Source organism: Nocardia sp. BSTN01 (genome assembly GCF_015354405.1).
In the GTDB taxonomy this organism is placed as follows: Bacteria; Actinomycetota; Actinomycetes; order Mycobacteriales; family Mycobacteriaceae; genus Nocardia.
The window spans coordinates 14078-29678 of record NZ_JADKYP010000006.1 but is presented as its reverse complement, the minus strand read 5'-3'; the positions used below and the strand labels follow the sequence as shown (position 1 = coordinate 29678).

Below are 15601 nucleotides of genomic sequence, written 5' to 3'. Positions count from 1 at the left end.
TAATGAGTCTGCCCGACCCCACACCCACCAGCCGCGCCGTCGTCACCGGCGCCTCTTCCGGCATCGGCACCGCACTGGCCGAAATTCTTGCACAGCAAGGACATTCGCTGATTCTCGTGGCACGCCGCGAGGATCGCCTGCGCATGCTGGCGGCCGAATTGCACCGGCGCTTCGCGATCGACGCCGAGATTCGCGCAGTCGACCTGTCCGACCGCGACCGGCGCGCCGAACTCTGTGACGAGCTGGCCACGCGCGAGATCGCGATCCTCTGCAACAACGCCGGGTTCGCCACCTACGGCGAACTGGCCACCGCCGATCCGGCTCGGGAGCGGCAGGAGGTCGAACTGAATGCGGTTGCGGTGCACGAACTCACGCTGGCGGTGCTGCCCGGAATGCTGCGACGAAGGGCAGGCGCGATCCTGATCACCGGCTCCACCGCAGGCAATCAACCCGGACCGAACAACGCCACCTACGCCGCCACCAAGGCCTTTGCCAATACCTTCGCCGAATCCCTGCACACCGAACTCGCCGGCACCGGAGTGCACTGCACACTGCTGGCTCCCGGCCCGGTGCGAACCGAGTACGCCGAAGCCGCGCAGGCCCCGGGCCTCGACGCACTCGTGCCCGCGCCACTGTGGGTGAGCGCGGAACAGGCTGCGACGCAAGGGCTCCGAGGACTGGCAGCCGGACGCCGCCGGGTGGTCCCCGGCTTGTTCGCCAAGATGCAAACCCTCGGCGGCCACTACACCCCGCGCGCCATGGTCGGTCCGGTCCTGCGCGCCGTCTACCGGAAGGTCACCTGATATGAGCTGGGAACCCGCCGTCCGAAGCTCCGGCCGCTCACTCGTCGCCGATCTGCGCAGATCGCTGCTGCTCGGCGATCCACGGCGCAGCCTCTACCGCGACGCCCACTACTTCAGCGCGACGGTCGACATCGACCCCGCACGAATGCGGCAATGGCTGCCCGCCGGTGTGCGCGTGGCCGAACCGGCCCGCGCAGACCTGTTCACCGCCTGGTTTCCCGATTGCAATTACGGCTCGGTCTATCACGAGGCCGGACTGTTCGTACACGTGAAAACTCTGCAGGGCACCGGAATTCACTGTCCCTGGATGATTCTCGACGACGACGTCGCCCTGATCCTCGGCCGCGAACTCCTCGGCTACCCGAAAAAACTCGGCACGATCGACTGGAACCTCACCGGCACTCACATCCACGCCGAAGCCGGCCGCCGCGGACACCCGCTACTGCGCATGAGCGGGCGACTCGGTGAGAACCTCACGGATCCGCCACCGATCCTGGGCCGCCCGCACCGCAACGTCGCCGGCCTCGCCGGGCTCTTCCCCGCCTGGTTGATGGCGTTCACACCACGCGAACGCGTCATCGAAGTACGCCGGATCGACGAGTTCACGCTCGAGTTCGCCGGCTCCGAACGCGACCCACTCGACCAGATGGGAATCGGCCGCGTCGTCGAAGCCCGACTGCACCGCGTCGACCTGCCGGGAGTCTGGATCCCACCCATCCCCGTCCGGCCACTGACCCCACTGTTCATGCTCAGCCGGATGCGGCCCCGAGTCCTGTAACCACACCGTCGAGCAGAAGGAGAGCCCCATGAACCTGTCCGACCGTGTGGTCACCGAACCGGTCCTCATCCCCCTCCCGACGGGAAGAGCACCGTTCCCGAGAATCGACCTGTTCGACAAGGCGCTCGCCGCCCCCGGCGGCTACGGACCACGCCTGCGCGCATGCCGCGACGCGGCTTCGATATTTCGTCGCGAGTTCGCCGCCACCGGCCACCCCACCTCGGTGCGCACTCACGACCTGATCTCATTGCCCTACCCCACCCGATACGGACTGTTTCGGGCCGCGGCGAGTCCGGTACCGTTCGTCACCATCAGTAACCGCATGCTGATCATCCGCTGGACCGACAGCGACGGCGCCGCCACAACCTTGCTGTTCGAACCCAGCGACCACGAACTCGACTCCTACACACCGTATTTCGCCGACATGAACCGCTACGCACCCGGTCCACTGCGTGGCCTGTTCGCCCACGAGCACACCGACGTACTCACCGCCTGCCGTCGCGCCGGCGTCGATCCCGCCCAGGTCGACTACCTGGCCTTCGACCACCTGCACACCCAGGACGTGCGTCGCTGGCTCGGTACCACCCGTCCACAACCGGATATCAGCCCCGAACATCCCGTAGCGCCCGCATTCCCCAATGCCACTCTGCTCGCCCAGCGAGACGAGCTCGAGGCCATGGCGGACCTACACCCCTTCCAACGCCCGTGGTACCAACCGCAGACCTTCGTCGACCTACCCCCGGAAAGAATCCTGCCGCTCGACGGCAGCGTGCTGCTGGGTCCCGGCGTGGCTCTGATCGCCACACCCGGACACGCGATGGGCAATCAAACCCTGGTGCTCAACACCGACACCGGGATCTGGGCGATCAGTGAAACGCCATTGCCGCCGAATGCCTCACGCCCGAACACTCCCGCATCCCCGGCCTCGCGCGGACCACACGATCATGGGGACACGAGGTCGTACTCAACGCCAACACCCTCGAGACCACCTGCGAACAGTACAACTCACTCATCATCGAAAAGACCATCGTCGATGTGTCTCAGAAAGATCCACGCTTCCTGCAATTCTTCCCCTCCAGCGAACTGACAGCGGCGTGGCTCAACCCGGGAACCTCGCCGACGTTCACCCACCGCGCCATCACCCACCGCTGACCCACGCCCCTGTTCCGTCCATCGCGCTGCGGGCGGCTACCAAAGTGGTCGAGTCCCTGCGTGTCCGCCTCGACGCCGCCGCATCCCTGCGTTCGGCCCTCGACGTCAGCCGAGAGATTCTGCGGCGACGTCCGAATTGATCATTCGGACAAGGTGTTTCACCAGTCGCCTGGGTCGCGTGGCGCGAGCCACTGTGTATCCGTGGGGCGTGGCGATTTCGAGAACGCTCCACGGAACAGGCTCGGCCAACTGAAGTCGTCGCGCCATCCGATGATCAGCCCGTCGGCGAGTTCGAAGACGCCGGAAACGTGGAAGCTGGTTTCCACACCGCCGACGCGCAGGTAGTCGGTGCGTTCGTTGCGGACCACCGGCCGGCCCGGCGTCGGTGTGTCGACGGAGCTGTGGTGGGTGACGACACCGAATCCCACGATGCCGCGAAGGGGACTGAAGACGACAGCGGCCAACTTCTTGCCGCGGATGGCCGGCAGCCGAGGGTTTCGCCAGACGATGTCGGGGTGTACGAAGGTGAGCGCTGCGTCGACGTCCCCGTCTTCGAATGCTTTCAGGAAGGCGTTGACGACGGTGGTCGGAGCGGTGGTGGTCACGCGAATCCTTCCTTCGGCTAGGTGGTGAGTGTTTTGTCCGCAGCCCGCAGAAAGCGGGTGATCAGCAGGCGCAGGGCGGGTTCGACGAGGGCGGCGGGCGCGGGCAGTGAGGGCTCCGATTCCATCTGATAGGTGACCGTGGTGCCGCCGGTAGGTGCGTCGGCGAAGGAAATGGTGCCGGTATGCCGGCGAACCGGCATACCGGAGATGACTTCGTAGCGCATGCGCTGGGCGGGAACCAGTTCGATGGTTTCTTCGACCGGTCCGAGCTTGCCGATCCCGAAGCGGTAGCGCGCACCGACTCCGGCCCGTTCTGTGCCGCCGGGCCGGACGAGCGTGAATCCCAGGGGCAGTTGGCCGTTGCCACGTTCGCGGTCGACGAAGAATTCGTAGACGGCCTGGCGTGGGGCGGCGATCACCGCTTCGGCGGTGGCGAGGACACGGGACATCGGATCTCCTTGCTCGAGACGAGAGGGCGCTGAAGTTTCGCGGCCAGGTCACCGCAAAAGCTACAGCTTCTGTAACTTAAGGCTTGATCACTGTAGCTACAGATGCTGTAGCTTTTCAATGCCAGGATCGGTTACACCTTGGACGAGTTCGACACGAGGAGTCGCGACACTTCGAAGCACCCACAGTCCAGCCGACGAGTCGATACGCAGGGCAGGCGGCTGCCCGCTCACGAATCCGTGCCGACGACGATTGGCGACAGACGCGGTTCAGCGCCTCGACCGCTCCTGTCGTCGAAGCGGAGAAGCACCCAAGCGGACCACTCGGATCAGTTCGGGACGAGTACCGGTTTCAGGTCAGTGTCTGCTGGGGGGCGCAGCCGGCGCAGTGTGCCGTCGAATCCGCTCACGTACAGGGCCCAGTGGTCACCGTCGGGAGCGATCCGTACCGAACTGGGGCCGTCCCATCCGGCTGGTAGTCCGGTATCGATCGTGCACATGGCTCCGGTGTTGGGGTCGACCCGGTAGATGAGTCCGGTCAGGTGCGCGGCGGCATAGAGGTCGCCTGAGCGTGACACGGTGAGATCGTCGAGTCCGGGCAGTCCGCCAGAGACTGTCGCGGCCACGGTCCATTGGTCGGGTGCGGCGAGGGGGATGCGGATGATCTGGCCGGTGAAAAGGTCGTCGGTGTAGACGAATTGGTGGTCCGGGCTCAGGGCCAGCCCTTCCGATCGCGGGACCGGTGACCAGTTCGGCTGCACGGTGGCGGTGTCGCGGTGGTACCGCGAGACACCGGTGTCGGGAACGCCGATGTCGGTGCCGACCCATGTGGTGAGGATGTCCCCGTCGGGCAGGCGCAGCAATCCGTTCGGGACGGTCATCGTGGCGAGCGTGGTGAGGCGACCGGTAGGGATGTCGTATCGGGAGACGGCGCCGTCGCGACCGGTCGCCAGATAGAGGTCCGTGCCGTCGACCTGCACACCGCGCGGCACCGGCAGATCATCGAGGACGGTGCGCACCTGTCCGGCCTCGTCGATGTGGTAGAGGCGTGATTCGCCGGAGACGTAGAAGCCGCGGTGACCATCGGGTGCCAGATTCTCCAGCTGCTGCAGACCTGAGGCCACGGTATCGGCTTGCCAGCCACCACAAATCGGCACCGGCGCCGCCTGTGCTGCTGGCGCCGCCGAGCAGATGACCGCAACGATCGCAGCGGCAGCGCACAGGTTCCGCAATGTGTTCCTCCCACCTTCGTCGTCGACTCAACCTACGCTCTAGTTCGGTTGAGCGAGTTGACTAGCGGCTATTCGTCGTCGGGGAGCAGGCCGTGGCGGCGGGCCTCCGCCCGGTACTCGTTCGCCGCATCTCGGTATATGGCAGCGGACAACTACGGCTATCAGGCAAGCGGCGAGCAGACCCGGCGAATCGGAACGGCCGGAATAGTTCCCACCGCGCTGTGCAAGATCCACCGTCGAGCCGGAGGTGACATATGGGGTTAACCGTTTCCTCGCCCGCGGACGTCGCGACGGCGTCACCTTCGGCGCGTGGGCCTCGGCGAACCCGCTTACGGCCGCCGATCTCGGGCAGGGCCGGTGTCGCGTTTCTCCAATCGCGTGCGGAGTCGGTGTTGCAGGCTGATGACAGTAATCATGTAGCGGAGAGGAAAAACCCATGGCGGTTGCCACGTTGAAAATGCTCACTCTGGACAGTGCCGACGCGCGGCGAGACGCGGAGTTCTGGGCGGCGGCGCTCGGTTGGAAAATCACACACGCGCAGGACGAGTACGCCATGCTCACTGGTCCGGATCACGCGCTCGGATTCGGCACTATCCCGGACTATCAGGCGCCGACCTGGCCGAACGAGAATGGCAGCAAACAGTTCCATCTGGATTTGGCGGTCGACGACCTCGAGATCGCCAGTAAACAACTGGTCGAACTGGGTGCCACGGTGCCGGAGTTTCAGCCCGGTGAGAGCTGGCGGGTGCTGCTCGATCCCAGCGGCCACCCGTTCTGCCTCACCCTCGCTACCAACTGGGGCTAGTCGGCCTGGCCAACAGGCGAACCCAAGGCCGTCGGCGCACATTCCGCCATGGCTCACTGTGCAACTACTGGACACCGGCCCGGCCGCGCAACCCGGGCTGGACGGTAGCGAGTAGCGAATACCCGACCCGCCGCCGCGCGAGCTGGCAGAGTGCATCCACGCTGGTGCGGCCTCCCGGGCCCGGCAGGCCGGATCAGCCGCATGAGGTAGTCGGCAGCGATCTCCCCGCCCGCACCCACACGAGACCTACAGCGGCACCGGATTCGCGTCTACCGGTGACCGTGGCCGCCGCCGTGGTGAACATGCCCCTCGTTCTCGCCTCACCACCGTGGTGCGAACATGTCCCGGCGCCGGTGCCCGGACTCGAGGTGCCGTCGTTGCACAGTGTGCCTCCGCCGCTGGAACCATCACTCGAACCGCTCCCAGCAGAGCCCGAGGCGATACCCAGCGGGGCCGCGTTCGCTGTCCCGCACAGCGCTCGAGTAGCAGCCACACTCATCAGCGCAACGCCGAACCATTTGCGAACTTCCCCAGAGATTCCTTTCGAACATCAACGACCGCAAAGTGATTCGGCCGATCACCGGCAGCATTACAAGAGGTTGCGCGTGTCGCTGCCAACTCGCCGACCACGACCCAGGCGGGGCATCCCGCTGTCAGCCGATTGGCCAGCAGGTCCCCTTCACCGTCCACTCCGAGTTCACCGGTTTCACGACAGCATGGCCGCCAGTTCGGCATGCAGATCCAACAGATCCGGGATGTGTTCGGCGGGCCGGCGGCCGAATCCGCATTCGGTGGCGATACCGAAGCCATCGACGATTTCCCGGGCGCCGCGGATGCGGCGCAGGGCCCCGTCGCGGCCGTCGGTGGCGTGCACCAGTCCGAGGTACAGCCGGGTCTGCGGCGGCAGGTGCAGCTCGGCCAGCGGTGCGAAGTACTCGCCGTCGGCGCGCGAGCGCGGAACCGGCATATGCACCCAATCGACCCGGCGCGGCAGTGCCGCCAGCACACCGGACAACACCGCCACCATGCGACCGGTGTCGGCGGGCTCGGCGAAATGACGATGCCCGAAATCGCCGTAGCACAAGTGATATCCGAGTTCGATGTTTCCGGGCACCGCCGCGCCGAGGCGCACCAGCCGGGCGACGATCTCACTCAGCCGAGTGTCGTCGTCGGCGCCGAACCACGACGGGAACACCCCCTCGAAGATGGCGAACTCGACGGGGCAATCCCACTGCACCGCCAGATCGGTGTGCGGGATCTCCGCGGCGATGCGGCCGAGTTCGGCGAGCAGAGCCGCCTCGTAGCGCTGTTCGAGAATGTCCTGCGGATCGCCGACGAAGGCGCCCACCACCGAGATCGGAGTGGGCAGGCAGACCTGGAACCGCACCCCGGCATCGATGTCGCCGCGTTCGCGCAGCTTGCGGAACACACCCCAGGACTCGAGCGCTGCCTGCGCGTAACCCAGCTCACCGAAATCGATCGATGCGGGATCCACGCCCGGTTTGGGCCGCACCCGCTCACTGGGCCCGTATTCCGGGCTCGGCGGCGGCACCGTCTCCAGATCCGGATGCGCGCCCATGCGCGGCAACTGCCAGACCGTGAAGTTGTCCCGCTCGCCGGTCTCACCGTCGGGTATGCGGCTGAGCCACGGTCCCAGCCGCCGCGCGGCGGTATCGAACACGGCCTCCGCATTCGGCAGCGGCACACTTCCACACAGATGAACATCGCCTCGGGTCACCGCGAACTCCTCGTATCCGGCCGCTGGGTCCGGGCGCGGAATTCGGGGACGCAGCGGCAGCTCGATCGACGCGACGAGAGTAGATCCAGCCGCCGTCCACACGATTCCCACGCGCGAAAACGCGCTGCGTACCAGCGGTTTTCGGCGTCCACTCCGCCCAGGAAAGATTCCGGTCCCGAAGTCCGTCGATGTTGGACAGGCGTGCGGGGCCGACGCGCCGGCACTCCAGCCGCGGCGGTGGCCGGCGCGGGCCCTCGGCGCGCTCGCAGATGAGGCGAAGGCCAGCGGCAGCGCACACGCCTACGTTCCATACCTCATCGAGTTCTTCGCCCAACTCACAGCTGCTGGGGCGAATCCGACGACGGTAGTAGAGGGAAGCGGACCGTAGGCGAGACCCGGCGCTGGGGACCATGGCTTTGACTCCGGCTAGGGTACGGCCAATCAATGCATACACCGCTGGTTCTACGGATACCGTTGTCGCACAACACTACTGGCATGAGGGGCATTCGGGATGCCGAAATCGAAGGGGCGCAAGCCGAAAACGAAGACTCGACTGCGGTCTGCGAGGGTGCGGGGGCCGGTGGGACAGGCTGGTGAAGGAGTGGCCGGCGGCGAATCTACTGGCCGGTCGTCATGAGGAGCGTGTGCTCGGGTTGGCGACCTCGACGTGAGGGTGGGCGACCCGAACCGGACGGAGGAGGGGATGCCGCAGTGCTGGCATGCCTGCCATCTGATCGCGATGCTGCTGCGCGCCGCCAGCATCGGTTCGAATCCGCTGACGGTGGAGCTCCAGGTGCTTCGTAACGGGCAGTGTGTGGAGCGGATCGGGTCGCTTAGGCCACGCCACGGCGGCCGAACCTGGACCGTGTACCCCAATCTGACGCACCGACCGAGACATCCTGGGCTGCACCAGAAGATGCACGGTTGCGCCGACGCCTACCGGGGGTCAGAGTAGGACTCGAGGGTGGTGTGGTCCCTGGAACCTGAACCCGTGTGTCGATAGCGTGTAGGCCCTGAACTGCGAGAGGACACCATGCACGCTCCTTCCTTCGTTTCCATCCTCGCTGCCGTCGGTAGCGCTCTTCTGGTCCAGGCCACGCCGGCATCAGCCGAGTCCCACACCGGTATGCCGACACTGACTGCACAGTTCGATGGCGGCCCCTGCGCGACAACCATCAACGCCAAGGCCAACATCTTCGATGACAGCAACCAGGTCTTTATCGGCTACCAGACCGACGACATCGCCGGCACCGGCAGCGCCGGATGCGGGTCGTCGCTGGTCGCGGTCGTCAACTGGCGCAATGTGGACAGCGGTGGGGTGGGTAGCGTGTCCCGGCACATGTTCCACAACGAGACCAACTCGATATCCTTCGCCCCAGGTCCGGGACGGATCGCGATCGAGCTGACCACGCTCAGTACCCACTTCCCCGACGCTTCCCGTCTCGAGGTCGTCATGCACGGCTGACCGCCGCGGTCGCCGCCCGTGTACCGCGAGGCCGGCCTGGAGGATGCGCTGTGCATCGCCCCGTCACGAGGAACGATGGGGCCCATGATGTTCGACGACAACTGGCAACCCGTAGACCGGAACAGAAGCCGAACTCGATGACCTCGGGCCCGAGTTCGATGTCCTCCATATCGGCTGTTCAGGCTTCAGCCGTGCAGCGGACCAAACCTCTTCCCCGAGTTGTGGATTCGCCGAAACGATAGCCCGCGATGATGCACCATGCTCGGCGACGACGCCTGGCGGAAGCTCCCGATCCGCGACGAGCAGCAGCTGCGCGACAGGCTCGCCGCCAGCCTCAGACCTCACGTCTCGCGAACTGGCGGCCCGGTGTCCGCTGGTGCGGGGGCCGTAGCGGTTTATGCGGTGTGCATGGCGGCGGTGATCTTGCGGATCATCTCGGTGGTGACCGGGCTGGGGCGGACGTCGGCGGTGGCGGCCTCGATCGCGACCTGCACGGTGGTGCGGAAGTTGTCGGCCTCGGCGGGATCGGACTGTTCGAGCAGCGCGACCGCGGCCGCCAGAGCGGGCAGAACCTGATCGGCGAGCTCGGCGACCGACTTGCCCGCCAGTGCGATGTCCTTCGACTTCACGGCGAGGACATGTCCGACTGTTCCGGTCGCCGTCAGCAGCGCCGTCGATCCCGCGGTGGCGGCCTTGTGGGGCTTGCTCGATCCGGCGGCCAGCAGACAGACCGCGCCGTAGGCGGCGGTGCGCACGGTGAGCTGGTCCTGGGCGGTCAGGGCGAGAGTAGCGGACATAGTTGGCTCCTTCGAAATCTGTTGTGGCAGTTCCCCGGCTGGTTCGATGGCCTGGGCTGTCTGTGTTCGATGTGCCTACTGTGTCCGGCCTGGCTGACAGCACGCTGACGGCGACCTGACGCGGTCACTGACACCGGGATCGGTCCGCCCACGGTCCCTGATCCTGTCCTGCAGTGACAAACCAAACGCCGCCAGGCGAACCGGGTGGAGCGGTCAGACGGGCAACCCGACATCGCGGAAATCTCGATCTGCGCGCAATCCGGCCCAGCTCGGATGCCGCATCGTGGTGGTGAATTCCCGATAGAACACCCTCGCCACCAGACCGGGCTCGACCCAGTACGCCGACACCGGCCCGAACCGCGGCGCCACCGCGAACGGGCTTGCCTGCGGTTCGCGGAATAGCTCCACCGGAACAGTTTCGACCTGGGACCGAACCTCGCAGGGTGGTGTTCCGTTGGCCGATCGGCTTCCGGAACACCGCTGGTTGATGCGATGGGGCGTTCTCGCGGGACCGGGGCGCCGATGATGAGAGTCGTGGCCGGGATTTGTCAGGCGGCGAAGACGGTGCGGACAACGGATTCCTGGCCGTCGATCTCGACCAGTCCGAGGGTGCGGGCGTCGTCGAGAGTGAGGGCGCCGGCGGCGAGGCCGAGCATGCAGGCGGGCTCCGCGCGGACAGTGGCGTCAAGGTCACCACTGTCATGGAGGCCGACCTGGAAGCCGGCATCGCAGGAGCGCAGCTGGAGTAGTGGGCCGCCGATGTCGAGGCCGATCCTCGCCGATGGGCGGGGCGTGACTCGGTTGTCGAGCAGGGCGGGGACGGCGAGGGCGAGCCATTCGGGGCGGAAGGCATCGCCCTCGGCGCCACGGACCATCAGCGGAGTGGACCAGCGGATCAGGCTCTCGATCGGCTGACGTAGCTCGGCTCCCCACGCGGTGAGCGCATATTCGACCGTGCTGCCCGTCCCGGTCAGTCGTCGCTCGACCACGCCGGACGCCTCGAGGTCGCGCAGCCGATCGGCGAGCAGGTTGGTCGCAATGCCCGGCAGGCCCTCGATGAGCTCCCGATAGCGGGCTGGAGCGATGAGGAGCTGGCGGACGATGAGCAGGTTCCAGCGATCGCCGACGACTTCGAGTGATCGGGCGAGCCCACAGTACTGGCCGTAACTACGCATCAATTCCCTCGTGCTTGATCTTCTCAAGTGAGCGTGAAAAACTCAAGTCCATCGTAGCGCCGAGCCGAGAGAGGGCCGCCATGGCTGAGATCACCGAGGGCGTTCGGCCCGCCTGGGTCGACGACGAACTGTTCCCGTTCGAGAGCCATTTCATCGAAATCGGCGGGCACACAGTGCATTACATCGACGAAGGAGCCGGGCCGACGCTGCTGTTCCTGCACGGCAACCCCACGTGGTCGTTTCTGTGGCGCGAGGTGATCGCCGCGCTGCGCGAGGACTTCCGGTGTATCGCCTTGGACTACCCGGGATTCGGGCTGTCGACGGCCGCACCCGGGTACCGTTACCTGCCCGAGGAACACGCCGACGTGGTCACCGGCTTCGTCGACGCGCTCGACCTCGACGAGATCACGCTGGTCGGTCAGGACTGGGGTGGATTGATCGGTCTGGCGGTCGCGCAGCGGCGACACGGTGTCTTCGAGCGGCTGGTGCTTGCCAACACCTGGGCTTGGCCGGTCAACGGTGTGCTGCACTTCGAGGCCTTCGGTCGCCTCGTCGGCGGAGCGCCCGCGCGGTGGCTGGTCCGGCAGTTCAACCTGCTCGTCAACGGGTTCATCCCCACCGGCCACCGCAGGCGGACACCGACCCCGGCCGAGATGACCCACTACCGGCGGGCACTGGGCACACCCGCGCGGCGCCACGCCGCTGCCGTCCTCCCCGGCCGGGTTCTCGCCAGCCGCGCCTTCTTCGCCGAGGTCGAAGCCGGCCTCCCCGGCTTGGCGCACCTGCCGACCCTGATCGTGTGGGGTGACGCGGACATCGCCTTCCGCCGCCAAGAACGCGATCGCCTGGAAGCGACCTTCCCCGACCACAAGACGGTGATCATCGAGGGCGCGGGCACCTACGTGGAGTCCGACGCGCCGGAGGAATTCGTCGCCGCGATCCGCGACTGGACCGCGCCACCCAAAGCCACCACCTGACTACCCCTCGGCTCAGTCTTCCATGCCGCTGCCATCCGCGCCCGGGCCGGAATATCCGGTCCGGCCGTCTCGAGGGACCCCGCAGAGTTCGGCTGCGAGACGGAAGAGGTGAACGCGCTCCGATGGCCAACTCTCGTACTTGTCGTGGTGATCGCGTGCGCGACGGTACATCTGGTGAATTACGCAGTCGGCGGCATCGGCGGAACCGAGCATGAGTTGACAGAACAGCCGCAGCTGCGCGTGCAGCACGGCGTCGTGTCGGGCGATGTTTCCCTTGTCGGACATGCCGATGCCTGGTCAGAGACCGAACAGCGGAAACAGCCCGGAGCCGTGGAACGCGACGATCCTGCTGACGCCCTCGCCGCTGATGGTCAAGACGTGCAGCGCGTGTCGATCGACGTCCGCTGTTTCGAAGGCGGTGACATACCGGTCGAGCAGGGCTCGCTGCCGCGGTTCGGCGGGTTCGGTCACGTCGTCCTCGCTCAGCGGAACCTGGTCTCGGGCTCGCTGCAGCGCGCCGTTGACGGCGGCTGCCGTCATCTCCAGCAGTGCCGCGACCTCGGTGGTCCGCCATTGCAGCACGTCGCGCAGGATCAGCACGGCCCCTGCGCCGTCCTACCCGCGACCGAGCGGCGCGCTGTCCGGCACGTTCAACGGCGCCGCGCATCGAGGAACTACCATCGACCCGTGCCCGTGGATGTCACCACCACGATCGAGATCGGGCGGTATCGGCAGCAGGTCGCCGACTACGCGATGGATCCGGCCAACGCCACCGCGTGGTATCGGAACATCGACTCGGCCCGGCTGCTCACACCCGGTCCGCTGGCGGTCGGCTCCGCCATGGCCTTCGAAGCCCGTTTCCTCGGCCGATCCCTCGCCTACACCTACACCATCCTCGTTCTGGAGCCGGGCAAGCGGCTCGTGATGGCGACCACCGACGGCCCATTTCCCATGGAGACGACCTACGCGTTCGAAGACACCTCGACCGGCTCGACGATCATGACATTGCGCAATCGTGGCGAGCCCACCGGATTCTCCCGGCTCGTCGCACCGCTGATCGCGCCGGCGATGAGGTCCGCGAACCGCAAAGACTTGCAGCAGTTGAAGGCGGTCATCGAGGCCGCACCCGCCGAATAGCTACGGAGGGCCCACGGTCATGCACCTGTTGCTTCCCGCGAGCCGACGGCGGTCGCTGGACGAGCTCACCGATCGCCTGGACATGTCAGTCGGAGACTCCACCTCCAAGCGGTCCGCGTTCTGGATGATGCTGGCGCTCTCGGCCGTCATCGCCATCTCGGGTGTGGTCGGCGATTCCACCGCCACCGTCATCGGCGCGATGATCGTGGCGCCGTTGTCGATACCGATTCTCGGCATCGGGCTCGGTATCGTCACCGGCCGCGCTCGTCTGCTCGCGCGCAGCGCGGTGCTGGTCGTCGCGGGCGTGGTGCTGGTCGTCGTGCTGGGCTTCTTGTTCGCGCAGTTGCTCCCGAATCCGATCAACGTGCTGTCCAACTCGCAAGTCCAGGGCCGCACCTCGCCCAAACTGATGGATCTGACCGCGGCACTGGCGACCGGGCTGGTGGCGGCCGTGGCGGTCACCCGCCGGGATGTCGGCGACGTGATGCCCGGGGTGGCGATCGCGATCTCGCTGGTGCCGCCGCTCGGTGTGGTCGGTGTCTGCCTCGGATCCGGCGCGCCGGCACTGGCTTTGGGCGCCTTCGTGCTGTTCGCATCCAACGTGCTGGCCATGATCATCACCACCACGGTCGTGCTGGTGGTCGCCGGCTACGGCCGAGAGGAAGGAACCGAGAGCCGCCGCGGTCGCGCCTACGCCGTACTGGCCCTGGCACTGACACTGGTCGCCGTGCCCATGACGGTCAACTCCCTCTCCACGCTGTGGGCCGGGCAGATCTCCGACGCCGCGCGAAACTGGTTGCGCGACAGCCCCGGTGCCGAGGTCACCGATGTCACCCTCCACAGCGAGACCGCGACCGTGTCCATACTCGGGCCGCAACAACTTCCGCCGCTCGCCGATCTGCAACGCGCGGTCGACGACCTCGTACCCTGGGACCCGCAAGTCGTCGTCGTCCACACCGTCGGCAACCGCGTCACCGGACGCTGACCGCGCACCACGCCGAGGGTCGCAGCCTGCCACCAGGGGTGCCGGCCGGCGTCTTCTGGGCGACCACCGCCTACAACATCACCGACGGCACCATGCCCGAAACCGACCAGCTGTTGAAATCGACCAACGGCTATTACGACATCCCGCCCTGCGCCTCTACGGCACCGAGGTCGCCTTCTACGACCAGACGTGGCGTCCCGACGATCGTGTGAAAGTGGTTGACCATCGTATACATTCTGTCCCTGAGATGCGTCCAGATTTCACCGAGCCTCGGCGAGACGGCGTCCGGGCGTAGGGTTCGCGGGCGGCGCGGAGTACTCATCGGACAGCTGCGCGAGGTAGGCATCGCTGCTAAAGCCGGCCCGGTGGTTGTACTCAGCATCAGCCGCACCCTGTTCGCCGCAACAGCCGGACGATGCGTTCGACTGGCCTGCCCGCCAACCGTCGAGCAGTCCGCGCGTTGCGGCTTCATCAGTGGATGGCGTGCTCAGTGCGCGGTCCATCCACCGTCGACCGGCGGTACGGCGCCGGTGAGGTAGGAGGCTGCCGGACTGGCGAGCAAGACCGCGGCACCGACGAGTTCCTCCGGGTCAGCCCACCTGCGCATCGGAACTTGATGGTCGAGAAATTCCTGGACGTAGGGATCGTCGTCGACGTTGTCGTTCAACGGTGTGCGAAATGGGCCGGGCGCCAGTGCGTCTGCTCACAGCAGATCAGCGGGGAACGTTCGTCGGCTCTGGATAGGGTGCGGTGCATGGAGATCGTATCCGTGCTACCGCAGCTGACAGCGCTGCGGTTTTCTCCGGTTAACGACCTGAATGTTTACGTGTGGAGCGATCCCGAGGGGGTGACTCTGATCGACAGCGGTCTGCCAGGTGCCGCCGGGGAGATCGAAAAGGGCCTGCACGCTAGGGGATTCACCCGCGACCAGGTGCGGCGGGTCATTCTCACCCATGCCCACGACGACCACATCGGTTCGGCGGCCGACCTCGCGGAGTGGGGAGCCGAAATCTGGGCGCACCATGCCGACGCCGACATCGTGCGGGGCGAACGTCCACAGCCGGCTCCGGTTCTGCGCGAGTGGGAACGCCCGATCGCCGAGGCTCTCGAACCGGGCGCACCCCCGCGTCCGGCTCCGGTACACCACGAGCTACACGACGGCGAAGTGCTCGATTTCGGCGGCGGCGCAGAGGTTCTGGCAGTTCCCGGCCATACCGAGGGCAGTGTGGCGCTACATCTGCCGCAACACCGTGTGCTGTTCACCGGCGACACGCTCGCCAATGTGCGTGGTGTCACCATGCCTGGTGTGTTCAACCTCGACAGCAGCGCCGTCGACGCAGCCACCCGCCGGCTGGCCGAACTCGACGTCGATGTCGTCTGCGTCGGCCACGGTGACGTGCTTACAGGCGCACCCCTGCTCACATGGCGAGGCCACGGATCGGACCGGTGACGCACACATGCATCGGCAGGTCGCCCGATTACCAGCCTGTCGTTCCGTCCGGGACT

General features: G+C 66.5%; 19 protein-coding genes. 10 read left to right on the top strand and 9 right to left on the bottom strand.

Going from position 1 to position 15601, the window contains the following annotated elements; all coding sequences use genetic code 11:
* The first annotated feature begins 2 nt into the window (after positions 1–2).
* Genes IRT45_RS07595 through IRT45_RS07585 form a run of 3 tightly spaced genes read left to right on the top strand, consistent with a single transcriptional unit; the run spans position 3 to position 2668 of the window.
* Complete coding sequence (locus tag IRT45_RS07595) at positions 3–803, top strand: SDR family oxidoreductase (protein ID WP_194805158.1); 801 nt, start codon at positions 3–5, stop codon at positions 801–803.
* A gap of 1 nt (position 804) precedes the next feature.
* The gene (locus IRT45_RS07590) at positions 805–1581 is read left to right on the top strand and encodes an acetoacetate decarboxylase family protein (RefSeq protein ID WP_194805157.1); all 777 of its coding nucleotides are present in this window, start codon (positions 805–807) and stop codon (positions 1579–1581) included.
* A 28-nt stretch (positions 1582–1609) separates the two neighbouring features.
* Entirely contained in the window at positions 1610–2668 is a 1059-nt protein-coding gene (locus IRT45_RS07585; RefSeq protein WP_228533928.1) for a hypothetical protein, read from the top strand.
* A 223-nt stretch (positions 2669–2891) separates the two neighbouring features.
* Here IRT45_RS07585 and IRT45_RS07580 read toward each other — a convergent pair whose 3' ends face one another.
* The 3 genes from IRT45_RS07580 to IRT45_RS07570 all read right to left on the bottom strand — a co-directional run bounded on the left by IRT45_RS07580 (position 2892) and on the right by IRT45_RS07570 (position 4908).
* Positions 2892–3338, bottom strand: a complete 447-nt coding sequence (locus tag IRT45_RS07580) for a limonene-1,2-epoxide hydrolase family protein (protein ID WP_194805156.1) — start codon at positions 3336–3338, stop codon at positions 2892–2894.
* A 17-nt stretch (positions 3339–3355) separates the two neighbouring features.
* Entirely contained in the window at positions 3356–3787 is a 432-nt protein-coding gene (locus tag IRT45_RS07575) for an SRPBCC family protein (RefSeq protein WP_194805155.1), read from the bottom strand.
* Between the two features lie 326 nt (positions 3788–4113).
* Positions 4114–4908 (bottom strand): SMP-30/gluconolactonase/LRE family protein, encoded by a 795-nt coding sequence (locus tag IRT45_RS07570; protein ID WP_309240832.1) that lies wholly within the window; start codon positions 4906–4908, stop codon positions 4114–4116.
* Between the two features lie 544 nt (positions 4909–5452).
* Here IRT45_RS07570 and IRT45_RS07565 point away from each other — a divergent pair.
* Entirely contained in the window at positions 5453–5821 is a 369-nt protein-coding gene (locus tag IRT45_RS07565; protein WP_194805153.1) for a VOC family protein, read from the top strand.
* Between the two features lie 706 nt (positions 5822–6527).
* On the opposite strand, the gene IRT45_RS07560 is transcribed toward IRT45_RS07565, so the two are convergent.
* Complete coding sequence (locus tag IRT45_RS07560) at positions 6528–7559, bottom strand: hypothetical protein (RefSeq protein WP_194805152.1); 1032 nt, start codon at positions 7557–7559, stop codon at positions 6528–6530.
* Between the two features lie 1126 nt (positions 7560–8685).
* Between IRT45_RS07560 and IRT45_RS07555 the strand changes: the two genes are divergently transcribed.
* Complete coding sequence (locus tag IRT45_RS07555) at positions 8686–9024, top strand: hypothetical protein (protein WP_228533926.1); 339 nt, start codon at positions 8686–8688, stop codon at positions 9022–9024.
* A 395-nt stretch (positions 9025–9419) separates the two neighbouring features.
* On the opposite strand, the gene IRT45_RS07550 is transcribed toward IRT45_RS07555, so the two are convergent.
* The 3 genes from IRT45_RS07550 to IRT45_RS07540 all read right to left on the bottom strand — a co-directional run bounded on the left by IRT45_RS07550 (position 9420) and on the right by IRT45_RS07540 (position 10996).
* Complete coding sequence (locus IRT45_RS07550; RefSeq protein WP_194805150.1) at positions 9420–9821, bottom strand: hypothetical protein; 402 nt, start codon at positions 9819–9821, stop codon at positions 9420–9422.
* A 213-nt stretch (positions 9822–10034) separates the two neighbouring features.
* Positions 10035–10229 carry a hypothetical protein gene (locus IRT45_RS07545; protein WP_194805149.1) on the bottom strand — a complete coding sequence of 65 codons (195 nt, stop codon included), beginning with the start codon at positions 10227–10229 and terminating at the stop codon, positions 10035–10037.
* A gap of 140 nt (positions 10230–10369) precedes the next feature.
* Positions 10370–10996: a helix-turn-helix domain-containing protein gene (locus IRT45_RS07540; RefSeq protein WP_194805148.1), complete on the bottom strand. Its 627-nt coding sequence runs from the start codon at positions 10994–10996 to the stop codon at positions 10370–10372.
* An 80-nt stretch (positions 10997–11076) separates the two neighbouring features.
* Here IRT45_RS07540 and IRT45_RS07535 point away from each other — a divergent pair, with 80 nt between their 5' ends.
* Positions 11077–11973, top strand: a complete 897-nt coding sequence (locus IRT45_RS07535) for an alpha/beta fold hydrolase (RefSeq protein WP_194805147.1) — start codon at positions 11077–11079, stop codon at positions 11971–11973.
* A 297-nt stretch (positions 11974–12270) separates the two neighbouring features.
* Here IRT45_RS07535 and IRT45_RS07530 read toward each other — a convergent pair whose 3' ends face one another.
* Complete coding sequence (locus IRT45_RS07530; RefSeq protein ID WP_228534034.1) at positions 12271–12573, bottom strand: hypothetical protein; 303 nt, start codon at positions 12571–12573, stop codon at positions 12271–12273.
* Positions 12574–12660: 87 nt separating this feature from the next.
* Here IRT45_RS07530 and IRT45_RS07525 point away from each other — a divergent pair, with 87 nt between their 5' ends.
* Genes IRT45_RS07525 through IRT45_RS07515 form a run of 3 tightly spaced genes read left to right on the top strand, consistent with a single transcriptional unit; the run spans position 12661 to position 14307 of the window.
* A complete protein-coding gene (locus tag IRT45_RS07525) occupies positions 12661–13110 on the top strand; it encodes an SRPBCC family protein (protein WP_194805146.1) in 450 nt (149 codons plus the stop codon).
* A gap of 19 nt (positions 13111–13129) precedes the next feature.
* Entirely contained in the window at positions 13130–14095 is a 966-nt protein-coding gene (locus IRT45_RS07520) for a TIGR00341 family protein (RefSeq protein ID WP_194805145.1), read from the top strand.
* A 38-nt stretch (positions 14096–14133) separates the two neighbouring features.
* On the top strand, positions 14134–14307 hold the full coding sequence (locus IRT45_RS07515) for a hypothetical protein (RefSeq protein WP_228533923.1): 174 nt from the start codon (positions 14134–14136) through the stop codon (positions 14305–14307).
* A gap of 275 nt (positions 14308–14582) precedes the next feature.
* On the opposite strand, the gene IRT45_RS07510 is transcribed toward IRT45_RS07515, so the two are convergent.
* Positions 14583–14789, bottom strand: a complete 207-nt coding sequence (locus tag IRT45_RS07510) for an SDR family oxidoreductase (protein WP_194805317.1) — start codon at positions 14787–14789, stop codon at positions 14583–14585.
* A 60-nt stretch (positions 14790–14849) separates the two neighbouring features.
* Between IRT45_RS07510 and IRT45_RS07505 the strand changes: the two genes are divergently transcribed.
* Positions 14850–15545, top strand: a complete 696-nt coding sequence (locus tag IRT45_RS07505) for an MBL fold metallo-hydrolase (protein WP_194805144.1) — start codon at positions 14850–14852, stop codon at positions 15543–15545.
* Positions 15546–15601 lie beyond the last annotated feature (56 nt).